Source organism: Pseudomonas trutticola BRTCR10, assembly GCF_056155105.1.
In genome coordinates this window covers 4737385-4751701 of record NZ_CM149552.1, presented here as the reverse complement: position 1 = coordinate 4751701, position 14317 = coordinate 4737385, and the positions used below count along the sequence as shown (strand labels likewise).

The window sequence follows — 14317 nt, the reverse complement described above, 5'->3', positions numbered from 1 at the left end:
CTTACATGTTTGGATAAGTCGGGCCGCCGGCGCCTTCCGGCGTGACCCAGGTGATGTTCTGCGAAGGGTCCTTGATGTCACAGGTCTTGCAGTGCACGCAGTTCTGGGCGTTGATCTGGAAGCGTTTCTCGCCATCTTCCTTGGTGATCACTTCGTAGACGCCGGCCGGGCAGTAGCGCTGCGCCGGTTCGTCGTACAGCGGCAGGTTCTTGCTGATCGGGATGCTCGGGTCGGTCAGCTTCAAGTGGCACGGCTGCTCTTCTTCGTGGTTGGTACCGGAGATGAACACCGAGCTGAGTTTGTCGAAGCTGAGTTTGCCGTCGGGTTTCGGGTAGTCGATCTTTTTGCAGTCGGCTGCCAGCTTCAGGCAAGCGTAGTCCGGCTTGGTGTCATGCAGGGTGAACGGCAGTTTACCGCCGAAGATGTTCTGGTCCAGCCAGTTGAAACCACCGCCGACGATGGCGCCGAACTTGTGGATCGCCGGGCCGAAGTTGCGGCTGGCGAACAGTTCGTCGTAGAGCCAGCTCTTCTTGAACGCGTCGACGTAAGTGGTCAGCTCTTCTGTGCCATCCTTTTCGGCGAACAGCGCGTCGGCCACAGATTCTGCGGCGAGCATGCCCGACTTCATTGCGGTGTGGCTGCCTTTGATCTTGGCGAAGTTCAGAGTGCCCAGGTCGCAACCGATCAGCGCACCGCCCTTGAAGACCATTTTCGGCAGCGAGTTCAGGCCACCTTTGCAGATCGCGCGGGCGCCGTAGCTGACGCGCTTGCCGCCCTCCAGGTACTGAGCCAGCACCGGGTGATGCTTGAGGCGCTGGAATTCGTCGAACGGCGACAGGTAGGTGTTGCTGTAGGACAAATCAACGATCAGACCGACCACCACCTGATTGTTTTCCAGGTGATAGAGGAACGAGCCGCCGGTGTTTTCAGTGCCCATGATGTCCAGCGGCCAGCCGGCGGTGTGTACCACCAGACCTGGCTGATGTTTGGCCGGGTCGATTTCCCAGATTTCTTTCAGGCCGATGCCGTAGTGCTGAGCGTCGGCATCGCTGTCGAGGTTGAAGCGCTTGATCAGTTGTTTGCCGATGTGGCCACGGCAGCCTTCGGCGAACAGCGTGTATTTGCCACGCAGTTCCATGCCCGGGGTGTACAGGCCTTCTTTCGGATTACCTTCACGGTCGACACCCAGATCACCGGTGATGATCCCGCGCACGATGCCGCTTTCGTCGATCAATGCTTCCTGAGCGGCGAAGCCCGGGTAGATTTCCACGCCGAGGTTCTCGGCCTGCTGGGCCAGCCAGCGGCACAGGTTGCCGAGGGAGATAATGTAGTTGCCTTCGTTGTGCATGGTCTTGGGCACAAAGAAGTCAGGAATCTTTTGCGCACTGTCGGCGTTTTTCAGCACGAAAATGTCGTCGCGGGTGACCGGGGTGTTCAGCGGGGCGCCGAGTTCTTTCCAGTCCGGGAACAACTCGTTCAGGGCACGAGGTTCGAATACAGCACCGGACAGGATGTGTGCGCCGACTTCGGAGCCTTTTTCGACCACGCAGACGCTGATTTCCTTACCGGCTTCGGCGGCCTTCTGCTTCAGACGGCAGGCGGCGGACAGGCCAGCGGGGCCGGCACCGACGATGACCACGTCGAATTCCATGTATTCGCGTTCCACAGGCTATCTCCTACTCAAGGCTCAACAGTTTTTTTTCTAATTTGGAGGTTTGATGTCGCATCCGTTATGCCTTTACGTTAACGTCAAGGGGGATAAAGGAGAAGCCACCTTTCTCTCTAGGGGGCGCATTATATCTACACCACTCCGAGCGTCCAATACAAACGTTTGTTTGAATTGGCTCCAGCCCAGAGAAATCAAAGAAGCGCGGCTTATGAACGACCATTTTGCCGTATTGACCGGAATAGGCGTTCCGGTCAAGATACGGGCGGTTTTGCGCTCGTCGTAGGCAGACTGGCGGTTTCAAGAGCACCTCTAAAGACAGGGCACAGGCAGTAGAAGGTGATGCGCAGCGCAGGTCCGGCGCGCAGTTTACACAGCGTGAAGATCCATGACTTGTCAGTCACCACTGACGAACGGTCACAGCTCCTCTCACCGTGAATCACCCCGCACCCATGTCGGCGTTTTTAGAGGTGCCCTTTTAGCCTGATGAGCATCAACCGCCAGGTTCGCCTAGGCGACTTTCTTTTCACCGGAGAGTAACGAGGAATCCATGAAGGTTCTTGTAGCTGTCAAACGCGTTGTGGATTACAACGTCAAGGTTCGCGTCAAGGCGGACAATTCCGGCGTCGATCTCGCCAACGTCAAGATGTCGATGAACCCGTTCTGCGAAATCGCAGTGGAAGAAGCCGTACGCCTGAAAGAGAAAGGTGTTGCGACTGAAATCGTCGTCGTCTCCATCGGCCCGACCACCGCTCAGGAGCAGCTGCGTACCGCACTGGCTCTGGGTGCCGACCGTGCCATCCTCGTCGAATCCGCTGAAGATCTGACCTCGCTCGCCGTGGCCAAGCTGCTCAAGGCTGTGGTCGACAAGGAACAGCCTCAGCTGGTGATCCTTGGTAAACAGGCCATCGACAGCGACAACAACCAGACCGGCCAGATGCTCGCTGCACTGAGCGGCTACGGTCAGGGCACGTTCGCTTCGAAAGTCGAAGTCTCGGGCGACAGCGTTGCCGTGACCCGCGAAATCGACGGCGGCGCGCAGACTGTTTCGCTGAAACTGCCAGCGATCGTCACCACCGACCTGCGTTTGAACGAGCCGCGCTACGCGTCTCTGCCAAACATCATGAAAGCCAAGAAGAAGCCTCTCGAAGTGCTGACTCCAGACGCTTTGGGCGTTTCCACCGCCTCCACCAACAAGACCCTGAAAGTCGAAGCGCCGGCTGCACGCAGCGCAGGTATCAAGGTCAAGTCGGTGGCTGAACTGGTCGAGAAACTGAAAAACGAAGCGAAGGTAATCTGATCATGACTATCTTGGTAATCGCTGAACACGACAACAAGGTGCTGGCTCCGGCCACACTGAACACCGTGGCTGCTGCTGCCAAAATCGGCGGCGACATCCACGTTCTGGTTGCAGGTCTTGGCGCTGGCGCCGTGGCTGAAGCTGCTGCGAAAATCGCTGGTGTGAGCAAAGTCCTGAACGCTGACAATGCCGCTTACGCGCATCAGCTGCCGGAAAACGTTGCTCCTCTGGTTGCTGAGTTGGGCAAGGGCTACAGCCACATCCTGGCTGCCGCGACCTCTAACGGCAAAAACATCCTGCCGCGCGTTGCCGCTGCGCTGGACGTTGACCAGATCTCCGAGATTATCTCGGTAGAAAGTGCTGACACCTTCAAGCGCCCGATCTACGCCGGTAACGCCATTGCTACCGTGCAATCGACCGCTGCGATCAAGGTGATCACCGTGCGTGCCACCGGTTTCGACCCGGTTGCCGCTGAAGGTGGTTCGGCTGCTGTTGAAGCCGTTGGCGCTGCGCACGACGCTGGTATCTCCAGCTTCGTCGGCGAAGAACTGGCCAAGTCCGATCGTCCGGAACTGACCGCTGCCAAGATCGTCGTTTCCGGCGGCCGCGGCATGCAGAACGGCGACAACTTCAAACACCTGTACGCTCTGGCCGACAAGCTGGGCGCTGCCGTGGGTGCTTCGCGCGCCGCGGTCGACGCAGGTTTCGTACCGAACGACATGCAGGTCGGTCAGACCGGCAAGATCGTTGCGCCACAGCTGTACATCGCCGTCGGTATCTCCGGCGCGATCCAGCACCTGGCCGGCATGAAAGACTCCAAAGTGATCGTTGCGATCAACAAGGACGAAGAAGCGCCGATCTTCCAGGTGGCCGATTACGGTCTCGTGGCTGATCTGTTCGAAGCGGTACCTGAGCTGGAGAAGCTGGTCTAATCCAGCGGCTTCACTTATAAAGAGCCCGACCTTTTGGTCGGGCTTTTTTTTGACTCGGATTTGAGCGGGAGCGTTTTGCCATGGATCTGCGCCGCAGGTTGTTATTAGGATTGATCCTCTTGCCGGGGATGGCTGCGGCTGCCGGCAAGTGCGAGCGCCTCGTCGTCACCGGCAGCCCGGACGCGCCGCCGTACCTGTGGCAGGATCCGCAGAACCCCAAACAACTGATCGGTGCGAGCGCCGACCTGTTGCAACAAGTCGCCAAAGACCTCGGCATAAAGGTCGAGTTGCTTTACGCCGGCAAACGCTCGCAAGCCCTCGACGAAGTGCGCAGCGGGCGCATGGACATGCTGGCTGATGCGCCGCTGGCCTTCACCGAGCTGGAAAATCTCGACTACATCCATCCGCCACTGCTGGAAAACGACTATCTGGTGTGGACCCGCAAGGGCTCGACGCTGGCTTACAGTGAAGCCCGCGACCTGCACGGTCATACGGGTGGCTTGTCGGAAAAGTCTCGTATGACCCAGGCATTCGGCACTTTCGCCGAGCAGAATCTGACCCTGACCCGGACAGCAAACCTCACTCAGGCCTTTCAGAAATTGCTGTTGGGTGAAGTGGAATATGTACTCGCTGGCCGCTACTCCGGCATGGCCGCCGCGCAGGCGCTGGGTATGGCCAATGACCTGCTGGCGTTTGAGCAACCCATCGATCGGCCGGGGCTGTTCCTCGCGGTTTCCCATAACTCGGCGTGCAACGATCCGTGGTTGCGCGGACAGTTGGCCAAAAAGATGACAGAATTGCCCGCGTCCGGACTGACGGAAGCCGCGCTGCAACGCAATATCGAGCGCTGGAAGGCGCAGCAGCAACAGCCGCAACAACCTGTCAGTGCCCCAAAACAGTAGGGATTCTTAGTGAGTATTCGACCTCTTTTCGCGGCTGTGGCCGTTCTGGCCCTGGCCGGTTGCGCGACCGATCCGGCACCCGTTGAACAAATGCGCCTGACCGAACAGACCATTGCCCAGGCCAAGGCCGTAGGCGCCACCGCTGATGACGTGCCGGAAATGAAACTGGCCGAAACCAAATACAACCGCGCCAAAGGCAACATGGCTGACGAGTCCTACCGCAATGCGCGCATGCGCGCGGAACAGGCCGAACTGGATGCGCGTCTGGCCGAAGCCAAAGTGCTGACCCAAAAGAGCGAAGAACAGGTGAATGTGCTCAACACTCGCATCGCCCGTTTGCGCAAGCAGTTGGGAGACGCCCAATGAGCCTCAAGCCCAGAGTTCTCGGTGGTCTGATCCTCGCCGGTTGCGCCAGCCTTTACGGCTGCGCCGGGCAACACAGCGAATCCGCTTTGCAAGAAGCTGGCGCCGATTTCCAGAAGGTCAAGGAAGACTCCAACGTGCTGCGTATTGCGCCGAAAGACGTGATTCGCGCTGGTGAGTCCCTGGCCCGTGCCGATCGCCTGTCCACTTACTGGGGCAGTGGTTCGGACGTGGTGCATTACGCCTACCTGAGCCAGCGCTACAGCGAAATCGCCCGCGAGCATACCAATCAGGTGCTTAACGAGGAGCGCGCTGCCAAGCTCGAACTGGAGCGTCAGCGTCTGCAACTGGCCCTGCGTGAATCGAAACTGCTAAGCGTGCAGCAACAGGGCAAATGGCTCGAAGAACAAATCGTCGCGCTGGCCACCACGCAGACCGATCGTGGTCTGGTGATGACCCTCGGTGATGTGTTGTTCGACACGGGTGAGGCGGAGCTGAAAAACTCGGCCAATCGTGTCGTCCTGAAAATCGTGCAGTTCCTGCAGTTGAACCCGAAGCGTGTGGTACGCATCGAGGGCTATACCGACAGCACCGGCGGCAAACAGGAAAACCTCAAACTGTCCCGCGACCGCGCGCAATCGGTGGCCGATGTGCTGATGGATCTGGGCATCGACGACAAACGCATTCAAGTCGAAGGTTACGGCGACGAATACCCGGTGGACGCCAACGCTTCCGAGCGTGGACGCGCACAGAACCGTCGCGTTGAAATTGTTTTCTCCGACGAAAAAGGCCAGCTCGGCGCCGCCCGCTAAGGGTTGCGTCTCTGGAAAGCCCGGGCTGTCATGCAGTACCGGGCTTTTTTACGTCTGTCGAATAGCTCGCAAATCGATACAGTTGTGGCAGACACTGCACTGTATGGTCGACTAGAGTGACAACTGTCCCAGTACACTTCTAAACTGTTCCGGTATTGTTTCACACAAGAATAAAATGCCCGTGAAATCGAGTGCTGCGTCATGACCAATCTCTTGCTCTACCAACGTATTGCTCAGCAACTGGCCGGAGACATTCGCCGTGGTGTCTATCAACCGGGGGAGCGCGTGCCTTCGGTGCGCAAAATGAGTTCGCAGCTCAACGTCAGCCATGCGACGGTGTTGCAGGCATACGCCAACCTCGAGGATCAGGGGCTGATTCGTGCGCGGCCGCAGTCCGGTTATTACGTGCACCAGACGCCTGCGCTGACGGCACCGACGCCGGATATCGCCCGGGTCGAGCGCCCCGGGCTGGTTACGCGCAGCAGCATCATTCAACAGGTGCTGGTCGAGTCGCGCCGCGAAGGTGTCTTCCCGTTGGGCGCCGCCGTACCGAGTGTTGATTACTTGCCGGTGCGGGCATTGCATCAGCAATTGGCCAAAGTCACGCGCTTCCACAGTCCGCGTGCGTTCAGCTACATGTTCAGCCCGGGTTTCGAACCGCTACGTCGACAAGTGGCGATCCGCATGCGCGACGCCGGAGTGGTGGTTGATCCCTCGGAAGTGGTGATCACCCACGGCTGCGTCGATGCCTTGCAGATGTCGTTGCGAGTGCTGACCCGTCCGGGCGATCTGATCGCCGCCGAATCACCGACCTATTACGGTCTGCTGCAACTGGCCGACCTGTTGGGCCTGAAAGTCATCGAAATCCCCAGCGATCCTGCCACCGGTATGAGCCTCGAAGCCCTGCAACTGGCGGCCAATCAATGGTCGATCAAAGCGCTGGTGCTCACCACTCGCCTGAGCAATCCGCTGGGCGGCACCATGCCCGAAGAGCGTCAGAAACAACTGCTGCGCCTGGCCTCGGATTTCGATATCCAGATCGTCGAGGACGACATCTATGGCGAGTTGATGTTCGAACAGGGGCGCACCAAAGCGCTCAAGGCCTACGACCGGCTGGACCGGGTGATCTACTGCTCGAGTTTCTCGAAAACCCTGTCGCCCGGTGTGCGCATCGGCTGGATGATTGCTGGCAAGTATCAGCAGGAAATTCAGCGTTTGCAGACCTTCAGCACGCATTCGGCGTGTAGCGTTACGCAGATGGCGATTGCCGCCTATCTGGAAAACGGTGGTTATGACCGGCATTTACGGTACATCCGCCAGGAATACCGGAAAAACCTCAGTGCCTTCCAGTTGGCGGTGCAGCAGTACTTCCCCGAAGGTACGCAAATGACCCGGCCCACGGGCGGTTTCATCCTTTGGGTGAGTCTGCCGGGGCGAGTCAATACGCAAGAATTGCATGTCCGCGCATTGCAGCAGGGCATCAGCATCGCACCGGGACTGATTTTCAGTAACACCGAGCAATTCAACCACTGTATCCGCCTGAACTGCGGCATTCCGTGGAACCGTGAGGCGGAGCGGGCGTTGATGACGCTGGGCCTGCTGGCGACCCAACTGTGTCAGGAAACGGCCGGCGGATTCTGAACGAGCGGTCGGACATGCTTGTCTTGTGGCGTCCAACAAGCGAGCATATGGCCCTCTGCCGTTAGTGTCGTTGGGTCCATGAAAGCGATTTTTTCTGCCGCTGGGGTTTTGTTCTGTTTGCTGATGATCAGTCATGCGCCTGGTGTCATGGCGGCTGCGGCTCAGGAAAAACCGGCAGCGACGACCACAGCAAAAAAATCGGCGGCAGTTGAAAAGGCTGCGCCTGCGAAGAAGTCGCAGCAAAAAGCCGTTAAAAAACGCACCCCGATTGCCTCCAAGTCGAAACCTGCCAGCGAAGTGGTGAAAACCAAATTGCCGCCAGCCAAACTGGACTTGAGCCTGCCCAAGGACATGGTCCAGGAGCTGAAACCGCCTGGTACCGTCGTCCTGCCCAAACGCGAGCCGATCCTGCCGCAGTTTTTTGGCGAGAAAAACAGTGGGTTCCAGCTCAATGGCCGTTTGCTCAGCAACGAAATGCAGTTGCAACTGCGCAACGAAGAGCGCCGGGAAGTGGAAGGTGCGGCGCTGGATTTTGAATTCAAGCAGTAAATGCCATGCATCTGTGACCCGCGAACCAGACGCTTTGTCGGAGACTGGTCAGTCACATTCACTTATCCGTAAAAACCCCGGTTCAGGGAATTTTAAACAGCCGTTTTAGCGGTTACTCTGTTCCGCGTGCCTTTTACACATCGCCCGTCGCGAGGAATTGTTCGTCATGAAATGCCGTGAAGGCTGTGGCGCTTGCTGCATTGCCCCTTCCATCAGCTCGCCGATTCCCGGCATGCCTGATGGCAAACCTGCCGGCGAACGTTGCGTGCAACTCTCGGTCGAAAACCTGTGCAGCATTTTCGGCCGCCCGGAGCGCCCGGCAGTCTGTTCCGGCTTCGCTGCTGATGTCGAAGTCTGTGGCAGCAGTTCGGAAGAAGCGATCAGATTGATCGGCTGGTGGGAGCAAATGACGGCGGCGTGATGTGTCAAACGAACGGAACTTCAACAATAAGGAATAAGACTATGGGTTCGCTGCATCGTATCGCTGTGTTGTGTGGTTTGACTGCTGTGCTGGCGACGTCCGTCGCTCAGGCTGAGGACTGGAAGGTCGCCAAGGAGCAGGATGGCATCAAGGTCTCGCTGGCCGAAGTGCCGGGTTCTGATTACAAGTCCTACCAGGGTGTAACCCTGATGAAGACCACCATTGCCAAACTGCGCGCCTTGCAGGAAGACGTCTCCGGCGCCTGCGCCTGGATCTACGAATGCAAGTCGCAGAAGCTGCTCAAGCACGAAGGCGATCAAAGCTGGACCTACACTCAGTTCAACACGCCGTGGCCAGTGACCTCGCGTGATTCGGTGCTGCACATCACCACGGTTGAAGGTGCTGATGGCAGTCTCACTCGTAACCTCGAAGGTCTGCCGAAGTACATTCCGGAAGAGAAAGGTTTTGTCCGTGTCACTCAGGTCAAAGGCTTCTGGAAGTTTGTACCGAAAGGCGATCAGGTCGAAGTGACCTATCAAGTGCACACCGAGCCAGGCGGCAGTGTCCCGGCGATGGTCGCCAACAAGTTTGTGGTTGATGCGCCGTTCAACACACTGAAAGCCCTGAAAGAACGCGCGGAAAAGTAATCGTCGCGCAGACAGCACAACGCCCCGATCAAGTCGGGGCGTTTTGCTTTGTATCTATATTGTGTTTCCAGATATGCGTTGCACGAAATTTTCACAACCTGTTCAAGACAATTCGCCCGCGCTGTTTGCACGCTGTTCCGGTCTGCCGCCGCTTTAAATGAAAGTGTCGGATGGCGGGGCAGTAATCAATGGCAATGGTGCGAGTGATCGTGCAACATTTGCGCACCGCGCACGCCCCGGGGTCTGGAATGACCAACAGAGGGCATGGCGCCGCTGTATTTTTGCAACTTCAACTTCCAATGGGTCCTAAAACGACATGGCAAACCCGGACGCCCTGAATCAGCAGCGATCTTCTGCTCGCCTGCTGCAACCGACCGTCAAATCGCATCTGGCCTACACGCTGCTGTGTGCATTGGTCATGATGGTGATGTTTTCCGTGCTGCGCCTCGCGCTGCTGGTCTACAACCGCGAGATGATCCTCGACACCCCGGCCTCGACCTTCCTCGAAGCTTTCGCCAATGGCCTGCGTTTCGACCTGCGCCTGGTGGTCTACGTCTGCATTCCGCTGGTGTTGGCACTGTTCAGTGCCAGGGCGATGGCTGCACGTGGTTTCTTCCGTCTGTGGCTGACGATCGCCTCGAGCATCGCGCTGTTCCTCGGCCTGATGGAGATGGACTTCTATCGCGAGTTCCACCAGCGCCTCAACGGCTTGGTGTTCCAGTACGTGAAAGAAGACCCGAAAACCGTGATGAGCATGCTCTGGTACGGTTTTCCGGTGGTTCGCTATCTGCTGGCCTGGGTGATTGGCACCGTTATTCTGACTCTGGCATTCAAAGGTGCCGACCGTGCCACGCGTCCACGCGGGCCGTTCAGCGGTGGCAGCGTTAGCACCCGTCAGGTGGCGCCGTGGTACACACGCCTTGCGGTATTCGTGGTCTGCCTGCTGATCTGCGTGGTCGCGGCCCGTGGCACTCTGCGCCAAGGCCCGCCAATGCGCTGGGGCGACGTCTACACCACCGACTCGAACTTCGCCAACCAGCTCGGCCTCAACGGTACGCTGTCGCTGATCGCCGCCGCCAAGGACCGCATGGGCGAAGATCGCGACAACATCTGGAAAGCCACGCTGCCGCAAGAACAAGCGCAGAAAGTCGTGCGCGACATGCTACTGATGCCGGACGACAAACTGGTCGATGCCGACATCGCCGCCGTGCGCCGCGAGTACACGCCGCCGGCCGACAAGACCCTGCCGATCAAGAACGTCGTGGTGATCCTGATGGAAAGCATGGCCGGTCATTCGGTCGGCGCATTGGGGGCACCGGGCAACATCACGCCGTATCTGGACAAGTTGTCGAAGGAAGGCCTGCTGTTCGACCGCTTCTTCTCCAACGGTACGCACACCCACCAGGGTATGTTCGCGACCATGGCCTGCTTCCCCAACCTGCCAGGTTTCGAATACCTGATGCAGACCCCGGAAGGCAGCCACAAACTGTCCGGTCTGCCGCAGTTGCTCAGTGCCCGTGACTACGACGACGTGTACGTCTACAACGGTGACTTCGCCTGGGACAACCAGTCGGGTTTCTTCAGCAACCAGGGCATGACCAACTTCGTTGGCCGTAACGACTTCGTCAACCCGGTGTTCTCCGATCCGACGTGGGGCGTATCCGACCAGGACATGTTCGACCGTGGTCTGGTCGAGCTCAAGGCGCGGGAAAACGGCAAGCCTTTCTACGCATTGCTGCAAACCCTGTCCAACCACACGCCATATGCGCTGCCGACGCCATTGCCGGTCGAGCGCGTAACTGATCGCGGTTCGCTCAACGAACACTTGACCGCCATGCGTTACGCCGACTGGGCACTGGGTCAGTTCTTCGAGAAGGCGCGCAAAGAGCCGTACTTCAAGGAAACCCTGTTCGTCATCGTCGGCGACCACGGTTTTGGCAACGAACGCCAGATCACCGAAATGGACCTGGGCCGCTTCAACGTGCCGATGCTGATGATTGCCCCGGGCATTCAGGAGAAGTTCGGTACGCGTGACCACACCGTGGGTACGCAGATCGACATCGTGCCGACCATCATGGGTCGTCTGGGTGGCGAAGTGCGTCATCAGTGCTGGGGCCGTGACCTGCTCAACCTGCCGGAAGGCGACACCGGTTTCGGTGTGATCAAGCCGTCGGGCAGTGAGCAGACCACCGCCATCGTCACCGCTGACCAGATCCTCGTGCTGCCGAAAGACAAGGAAATGGGGCCGAAGATGTGGCAGTACCAGTTGGGTGCCAATCCACACGCCGAGATCGTGCCGAATGCACCGCGCACCGAAGAGTTGAAACTCAAGCTGGAGTCGTTCCTGCAAACGGCGACCAAGAGCCTGATGGACAACACCGCCGGTGTGATTAACGGCAAGCCGGACTGATTGCTCGTTAGCGCAAAATCCGCGCAATAAAAAAGAGGCCCTGAACAGGGCCTCTTTTTTTATGCCTGAATCTTTATATCCTGCCGAGTAACAACAGTACCAACAGCACGACCAACACCACGCCGATAATGCCCGAAGGACCGTAACCCCAACTTCTGGAGTGCGGGAAGACCGGCAGACCACCGATCAGCAACAGGATCAGGATAATGATAAGAATTGTGCCCATGTCGATTTCCTTGTTGATTGTGTTCGAGAAGTCTTGCTGTTCAAGGGGCGACTGGAGACTAAGTAATTCCAGACGGCTTATAAATTCCGACCGGTGCGGATGAAATAAAATTCAATGTTTTTTTAAGGTATTTGGATTACTCGCTTATTTCCTTTACAGCGAATGATCAAAAGATCGCAGCCTGCGGCAACTCGTGCAGGAATCGATGTAGGAGCTGCTGCAGGCTGCGATCTTTTGATCCTCCATTCAGCAACTTGATGGAGCGTGGGCCCACACAGTTCCTTCGCTACACTCGGCGCATCTTTCCCGGAACAACAAGGCTGTCCGCTATGCAAAATCGCATGATGATCACTGGTGCAGGCTCGGGCCTGGGTCGCGAAATCGCGCTGCGCTGGGCGCGTGAAGGCTGGCGACTGGCCTTGTCCGACGTCAGCGAACCCGGTCTGCAGGAAACCCTGAAAATGGTCCGCGAGGCGGGCGGCGACGGTTTTATCCAGCGCTGCGATGTGCGTGATTACAGCCAGCTCACCGCGTTCGCTCAGGCCTGCGAAGAGAAACTCGGCGGCATCGACATCATCGTCAATAACGCCGGTGTCGCCTCGGGCGGGTTCTTCAGCGAGCTGTCGCTGGAAGACTGGGACTGGCAGATCGCGATCAACCTGATGGGCGTGGTCAAGGGCTGTAAAGCGTTCCTGCCGCTGCTTGAACAAAGCAAAGGCAAGATCATCAACATCGCCTCCATGGCCGCGCTGATGCAAGGCCCGGCGATGAGCAACTACAACGTGGCCAAGGCTGGCGTGGTGGCGTTGTCGGAAAGTCTGTTGATCGAACTGGCGCAACAGGAAGTCGGTGTGCATGTGGTTTGCCCGTCGTTCTTCCAGACCAATCTGCTCGATTCTTTCCGTGGCCCGACCCCGGCCATGAAAGCTCAGGTCGGCAAGTTGCTGGAAAGTTCGCCGATTACTGCTGCGGACATCGCCGACTACATCTATCAGCAAGTGGCGGCCGGCGAGTTCATGATTTTGCCTCACGAGCAGGGCCGCATGGCCTGGGCGATCAAACAGAAGAATCCGCAACTGCTCTACAACGAAATGACCGCCATGGCCGAAAAGATGCGTGCCAAGGCCAAGCAGAACAACGGCTGAACTTGCCCCCGCCGTTTGGCGTCGATAGGGTGGCCGCAATGGTCACCCTGTCTGGACGTGCAAATGCTCAATTACCTGTGGTTCTTCCTCGCGGCGCTGTTTGAAATTGCCGGTTGTTTCGCCTTCTTCATGTGGCTGCGTCAGGGCAAAAGCGCCTTGTGGGTGATTCCTGCGCTGCTCAGTTTGACCCTGTTCGCGCTGTTGTTGACGCGCGTCGAGGCGGCCTATGCCGGTCGCGCCTACGCCGCTTATGGCGGGATCTACATCGTGGCTTCGATTGGCTGGCTGGCGGTGGTCGAGCGGGTTCGGCCGCTGGGCTCAGACTGGATCGGCGTGGCGTTGTGCGTGATCGGTGCCAGCGTGATTCTATTTGGTCCGCGCTTTTCCGCCGCGTGAGAAAACGCGTGTTTAACGATTTGCAGGAAATGTCTGAAGGGCGGCCGCGCTGCACGGCGTAGGGCATTACTGATTTGCTCGCCACGCATTGTAGAGCCGCCGCAAGCCGCGCATCTTCAGGGCTCGTTAACCCTGAAGGACGAATCTCATGCTTGTGCTCAGCCGTGTCGTTGGTGAGTTGATTTCAATCGGTGATGACATCACCTTGCGCGTTCTGTCCGTGAACGGTTCCAGTGTGCGCTTTGGCGTCGAAGCGCCACAAAAAGTCAATGTGCATCGCTCGGAGGTCTATGAGCGGATCCAGCGCAAACAAGCCACGGAAAAGCTTCGCTGAGGCTTTCAGTCGAACAGGTGCTTGGGCACGTCGTGTTTGAGCATCAGTTGGCACTGCTCGCTTTCCGGATCGAAGACGATCAGTGCCTGGCCTTTGGTCAGCGCCTGGCGCACGCGCAATACGCGGGTTTCCAACGGGGTGTCGTCGCCGTTGTCGGTGCCGTCGCGGGTGACGAAATCCTCGATCAGGCGGGTGAGGGTGTCGACTTCAAGGGCGTCGTAAGGAATGAGCATGGGCACCTCGGCTAAATCAATGGCGGGATGCTACGGCGATTGATGTTGGGCTGCCAGTTTTTGTGTTGCCTGTGCCGGCCTCATCGCTGGCAAGCCAGCTCCCACAGTATTTGTGGGGTACACAAATACTGTGTTCCAGCCTGAACCTGTGGGAGCCAGCTCCCACAGTATTTGAGGGGTACACAAATACTGTGTTCCAGCCTGAACCTGTGGGAGCCAGCTCCCACAGTATTTGAGGGGTACACAAATACTGTGTTCCACCCTGAACCTGTTGGAGCCAGCTCTCACAGTATTTGTGGGGTACACACATACTGTGTTCCAGCCTGAACCTGTGGGAGCC

The 14317-nt window shown here is 58.0% G+C and carries 16 protein-coding genes; 13 read left to right on the top strand and 3 right to left on the bottom strand.

Features of this window, described 5'->3' with window-relative positions:
• Nucleotide 1: 1 nt before the first annotated feature.
• Nucleotides 2-1666, bottom strand: coding sequence for an electron transfer flavoprotein-ubiquinone oxidoreductase (locus ACVVH8_RS21530; RefSeq protein WP_103306674.1), 1665 nt, complete (start codon nucleotides 1664-1666; stop codon nucleotides 2-4).
• 550 nt (nucleotides 1667-2216) lie between these two features.
• On the opposite strand from ACVVH8_RS21530, the gene ACVVH8_RS21525 reads away from it, so the two are divergent.
• From ACVVH8_RS21525 to ACVVH8_RS21480, 10 genes are all read left to right on the top strand, one after another.
• Nucleotides 2217-2966 carry an electron transfer flavoprotein subunit beta/FixA family protein gene (locus ACVVH8_RS21525; RefSeq protein WP_007908338.1) on the top strand — a complete coding sequence of 250 codons (750 nt, stop codon included), beginning with the start codon at nucleotides 2217-2219 and terminating at the stop codon, nucleotides 2964-2966.
• Between the two features lie 2 nt (nucleotides 2967-2968).
• On the top strand, nucleotides 2969-3898 hold the full coding sequence (locus ACVVH8_RS21520; RefSeq protein ID WP_315447672.1) for an electron transfer flavoprotein subunit alpha/FixB family protein: 930 nt from the start codon (nucleotides 2969-2971) through the stop codon (nucleotides 3896-3898).
• Nucleotides 3899-3978: 80 nt separating this feature from the next.
• Entirely contained in the window at nucleotides 3979-4800 is an 822-nt protein-coding gene (locus tag ACVVH8_RS21515; RefSeq protein WP_103305640.1) for a substrate-binding periplasmic protein, read from the top strand.
• 9 nt (nucleotides 4801-4809) lie between these two features.
• Complete coding sequence (locus ACVVH8_RS21510) at nucleotides 4810-5166, top strand: DUF4398 domain-containing protein (RefSeq protein WP_103305641.1); 357 nt, start codon at nucleotides 4810-4812, stop codon at nucleotides 5164-5166.
• On the top strand, nucleotides 5163-5975 hold the full coding sequence (locus tag ACVVH8_RS21505) for an OmpA family protein (RefSeq protein WP_401300612.1): 813 nt from the start codon (nucleotides 5163-5165) through the stop codon (nucleotides 5973-5975). Before ACVVH8_RS21510 ends, ACVVH8_RS21505 begins: the two co-directional genes overlap by 4 nt.
• A 201-nt stretch (nucleotides 5976-6176) precedes the next feature.
• Nucleotides 6177-7616, top strand: coding sequence for an aminotransferase-like domain-containing protein (locus ACVVH8_RS21500; RefSeq protein ID WP_475226239.1), 1440 nt, complete (start codon nucleotides 6177-6179; stop codon nucleotides 7614-7616).
• A 78-nt stretch (nucleotides 7617-7694) separates the two neighbouring features.
• Nucleotides 7695-8165, top strand: coding sequence for a translation initiation factor 2 (locus tag ACVVH8_RS21495; protein ID WP_103305644.1), 471 nt, complete (start codon nucleotides 7695-7697; stop codon nucleotides 8163-8165).
• 166 nt (nucleotides 8166-8331) lie between these two features.
• Nucleotides 8332-8586, top strand: a complete 255-nt coding sequence (locus ACVVH8_RS21490; RefSeq protein ID WP_007908349.1) for a YkgJ family cysteine cluster protein — start codon at nucleotides 8332-8334, stop codon at nucleotides 8584-8586.
• Nucleotides 8587-8627: 41 nt separating this feature from the next.
• Entirely contained in the window at nucleotides 8628-9233 is a 606-nt protein-coding gene (locus tag ACVVH8_RS21485) for an START domain-containing protein (protein WP_103305645.1), read from the top strand.
• A 316-nt stretch (nucleotides 9234-9549) separates the two neighbouring features.
• Complete coding sequence (locus ACVVH8_RS21480) at nucleotides 9550-11643, top strand: LTA synthase family protein (protein WP_103305646.1); 2094 nt, start codon at nucleotides 9550-9552, stop codon at nucleotides 11641-11643.
• A 73-nt stretch (nucleotides 11644-11716) separates the two neighbouring features.
• On the opposite strand, the gene ACVVH8_RS21475 is transcribed toward ACVVH8_RS21480, so the two are convergent.
• Entirely contained in the window at nucleotides 11717-11875 is a 159-nt protein-coding gene (locus ACVVH8_RS21475) for a DUF3309 family protein (protein ID WP_169432680.1), read from the bottom strand.
• Between the two features lie 323 nt (nucleotides 11876-12198).
• On the opposite strand from ACVVH8_RS21475, the gene ACVVH8_RS21470 reads away from it, so the two are divergent.
• The 3 genes from ACVVH8_RS21470 (at nucleotide 12199) to csrA (ending at nucleotide 13744) form a co-directional block, all read left to right on the top strand.
• Nucleotides 12199-13014: an SDR family oxidoreductase gene (locus ACVVH8_RS21470; protein WP_103305647.1), complete on the top strand. Its 816-nt coding sequence runs from the start codon at nucleotides 12199-12201 to the stop codon at nucleotides 13012-13014.
• A 63-nt stretch (nucleotides 13015-13077) separates the two neighbouring features.
• On the top strand, nucleotides 13078-13410 hold the full coding sequence (locus tag ACVVH8_RS21465; protein ID WP_003226957.1) for a YnfA family protein: 333 nt from the start codon (nucleotides 13078-13080) through the stop codon (nucleotides 13408-13410).
• A gap of 148 nt (nucleotides 13411-13558) precedes the next feature.
• Nucleotides 13559-13744: a carbon storage regulator CsrA gene (gene csrA, locus ACVVH8_RS21460; RefSeq protein ID WP_103305648.1), complete on the top strand. Its 186-nt coding sequence runs from the start codon at nucleotides 13559-13561 to the stop codon at nucleotides 13742-13744.
• Nucleotides 13745-13749: 5 nt separating this feature from the next.
• On the opposite strand, the gene ACVVH8_RS21455 is transcribed toward csrA, so the two are convergent.
• Nucleotides 13750-13977 carry a YheU family protein gene (locus tag ACVVH8_RS21455; RefSeq protein WP_003192759.1) on the bottom strand — a complete coding sequence of 76 codons (228 nt, stop codon included), beginning with the start codon at nucleotides 13975-13977 and terminating at the stop codon, nucleotides 13750-13752.
• Between the last annotated feature and the right edge of the window lie 340 nt (nucleotides 13978-14317).